The organism is Vibrio sp. 10N.222.46.A1, from assembly GCF_041473595.1.
GTDB classification, from domain to species: Bacteria; Pseudomonadota; Gammaproteobacteria; order Enterobacterales; family Vibrionaceae; genus Vibrio; species Vibrio tasmaniensis_A.
Genome location: NZ_JBFRSN010000270.1, coordinates 1 through 3,138, shown reverse-complemented (window position 1 = coordinate 3,138; position 3,138 = coordinate 1). Strand labels below are relative to the sequence as shown.

The window sequence follows — 3,138 nt, the reverse complement described above, 5'->3', positions numbered from 1 at the left end:
GAATTACGGGTAATGGAATACCATTTTTATAGCTCGGGCCATAAACGATATTAAATGGCACACCAAATCGCCCATTACTTTGTAAGTATTGAGTGACACTTTCACTTGGTGTTGTCCAATCGCCTTTCATCAAAACAATGTCTTCTTGTTGCAGGTGGCTGTAGACAGGATCTTGAAGAATGACGCCAATTTTGTTGGCTTTACAGGTGATACACCATTCAGCAGTCACGTCGACAAAGACTGTTTTTCCTTGCTCGACCAACTGAGGGATTTGTTTCGCATCCAGTTTCTGCCAATCAAGGTTATCGACAATTGGCGTTGCCCAGTTATCAGCAGTAACACTACCGACGATCAATGCAGCACCAAATACCAAGGTTGTGGTTGCCATGATAGGAATCAGTACCTTGCGTCCTAATTTCATGCCAATCCAAATTAACACTGAAACGACGATAAACAGTGACAACAAGATGGTTGGGAACTTGCCAACGAATGGGCTCAGCAGGTTTGTTAACCACAGACTGGTGATGAACATCATTAAGCCGAATACCAACTTAACTTTGAACATCCACGCGCCCGGTTTTGGTAGCAATTTAGTTAGGCTTGGGAATAACGCGAAGATCAACCAAGGTGCGCTCATACCAATGCCGAGTGCGATAAAGATAGCCCACAACTCTTGGTAACTTGCGCCCAGAGCATAAGCCACTGCAGTTCCTAGGAATGGAGCACTGCAAGGCGTTGCCAATAGTGTCGCAAACATGCCTTGGATGAAGTGACCTGAATGTGAGTCGTCGCCTTTGGTTGCCATCCAAGTGTTCAAGCCTGATGGAAGCCTGAATTCGAATAGACCGAGCAGGTTAACTGAGAACAGTAGGGTAATGACCAGCATGAACCCGATGAACCAAACATTTTGGAACTGGATTCCCCAACCAATCGCATTGCCACCCATTTTCAGAACGGTCATGCCTAGAGCTAGTAGCGAAAACGAAGTGATAACCCCCGCAGCAGACGCTAGGAATGAGAGTCGGATGTGGCGATTTGAAGCACCTTGGTTCTGAATGATGCTGTTTAACTTCATTCCTAATACGGGTAGAACACACGGCATGATGTTGAGGATCAAACCACCAATTAAAGCAAAGCCAAGCATGACTAGAAAGCTGTTGTTGCTTGTTTGGTAAGCTATCGGGTCTGACTCAACTTGCGCGGTCATCTCTTCGGCAAAGTTAGTATCTGAAACGGTAATACTCACTGTGCGATCCGTTAAGTTGACCTCGCCGATCCAGTTACTCACATCGAATACTGCGGTCATTGTATTGTCTGTGATGTGGACGGTTGGTGGAGAGAAGAAGTCATCAAGCACTTCTTGCCCATCAATCAATACCATCGGTTTATCCCAGCCTTCCTTACTTGTTAGCTGAGTCACCAGTTGTTGTTTACTTTTATCCCAGAACAGGCCGTTCACTGAAGTGCGGTTAGCTTCTCGTGGAGATTGGCTCATGCCTTGATTGAACAAGAACATCGCTTCTTCATCGAGCTCTAATGTTTGCGGATCAATCGGCAATTGGATGTCGTAATCGGTTAACACACAGATATTGGTGCACGACGGAAAGGTGAACGACGCCTTGAACAGTGCTGGCTTCGTGTTGTCTTTCAGTGTCAACGTAACGGGAAAGCTGACGTGTTTTTTGTAGCCTAACGTCATCACGTCGAGTTGTTCGTAGTACTTAGGGAGCGGCCAATGCCACTCTACCGACTCTATGTTTGTTGAACCAGACCAGTCCCAACTTGGCGGGATACCACCTTCGCCGGGGCTACGCCAATAGGTTTTCCAATCGCCGTCGAGAACGACATCCAGCACGGTTTGAATCTTAGAACCGTCGTCCGACTGTTCACCCGTCGACATCATTCGCATCTTGACTGGTGGATGTTCAGGCACGCTGAGCCAGCCCGTCGTCTGTGCCAAAGCAGTAAATGACGTCATAACCAAAAGGGCAGTGACTAGCGTTTTCGCGCATGTACGCATGCAGAATGCCAACGAATCGACAAACTTAGTTAGTAGTGTGTTGTACACAAATGTATCTCCAAAAAATAAATAAAAGGGTGTAGTAGCCCGGTTATTTACTCTCTAAATATACAGTGCTTTAGATGTAAGCGGTGTTTTGTAGGTCGAGAAGAGCGATGGTTATCTCTAGACAATCTCGATATGTGCGGTGATAGGCTGTACGCAACAGCAATAAACAGGATAAAAGGAATCAGCCAACCTGTTTTAGGTGTTGCGAAGGTGAGCATTTTGGAGCTTAGGCTGCACGCGCTAGAGTTTGGCGCTGACAGAGTTTTAGAAGCTTCTGAACTAAAAACGCTGGCATAGAGCTCAGACATTTTATCGAAAGATGCGCCGATTGCTTGTGGATGGCTAGTTTCTGCGCCGACAAGTATTGATTGTCCAATTAGGGAAGCTGAAGTGGTTACTTTGTTTGTAGAAAGCGCACTCGCCAGACAGATTACGATAACCAGTCCGGTAAGGAACAGCGCCCAAAGCGAATGCTTTTGTCGGCGGTTCTGTTGAGATAAGAAAAGTAATGGTGTATTCAGCAAATCAGTCAGTAGTCGAATCAGTTAGTCGTTAGTCGCTCAAGCGAGCTTGTTGAATTGTGGCTAGCTTAAATAAGTTCTCTTCGAGTCACAAGTCATGAAATTGTTAAAGTGAAACGATGCATAAACGCGATATACCGTAGATACACGATGCATAAACAACAACTCACGCGAATACGACATTGAGTTCTAGATAAAGTTCACAACAACTGGAAGTTATCGCTAATTTATCCTGTATAGAATGCTCTATTCATCATGAGGAGATACAAAAAAGCCCAACAGATCGCAGATGGACATATTGGGCTTTAACCATTGGTGCTATTGGAAAGATTTAGTGAGAACGGCGAGGACCGTTGCGCACAAGGTCTTTACCATTTTCAAAGATTTCTTTAGTGATCCAGCGAGCGAGTAAAACCTTGTGACTGCTGTTGAATACTGCAACGAAATGACGACCATCAGAATTATTGGTGGCCATACCTACGCCTTCAACGTCTTCAAGACCTAAGCCCCCTGCTTCTACTGAAATTAGGAATTGCTCTAGCTCTTCTA

Annotated in this window: 3 protein-coding genes; all 3 read right to left on the bottom strand. The window is 45.4% G+C overall.

Features of this window, described 5'->3' with window-relative positions; genetic code table 11:
* Positions 1-2,020: protein-disulfide reductase DsbD family protein (locus AB4496_RS09245; protein WP_372130849.1), on the bottom strand; the 2,020-nt coding region annotated here is incomplete at its 3' end.
* Positions 2,021-2,115: 95 nt separating this feature from the next.
* Positions 2,116-2,592, bottom strand: a complete 477-nt coding sequence (locus AB4496_RS09240) for a hypothetical protein (RefSeq protein WP_157936401.1) — start codon at positions 2,590-2,592, stop codon at positions 2,116-2,118.
* A 328-nt stretch (positions 2,593-2,920) separates the two neighbouring features.
* A partial coding sequence (locus AB4496_RS09235) for a hypothetical protein (protein ID WP_372130847.1) occupies positions 2,921-3,138 on the bottom strand: 218 nt, incomplete at its 5' end.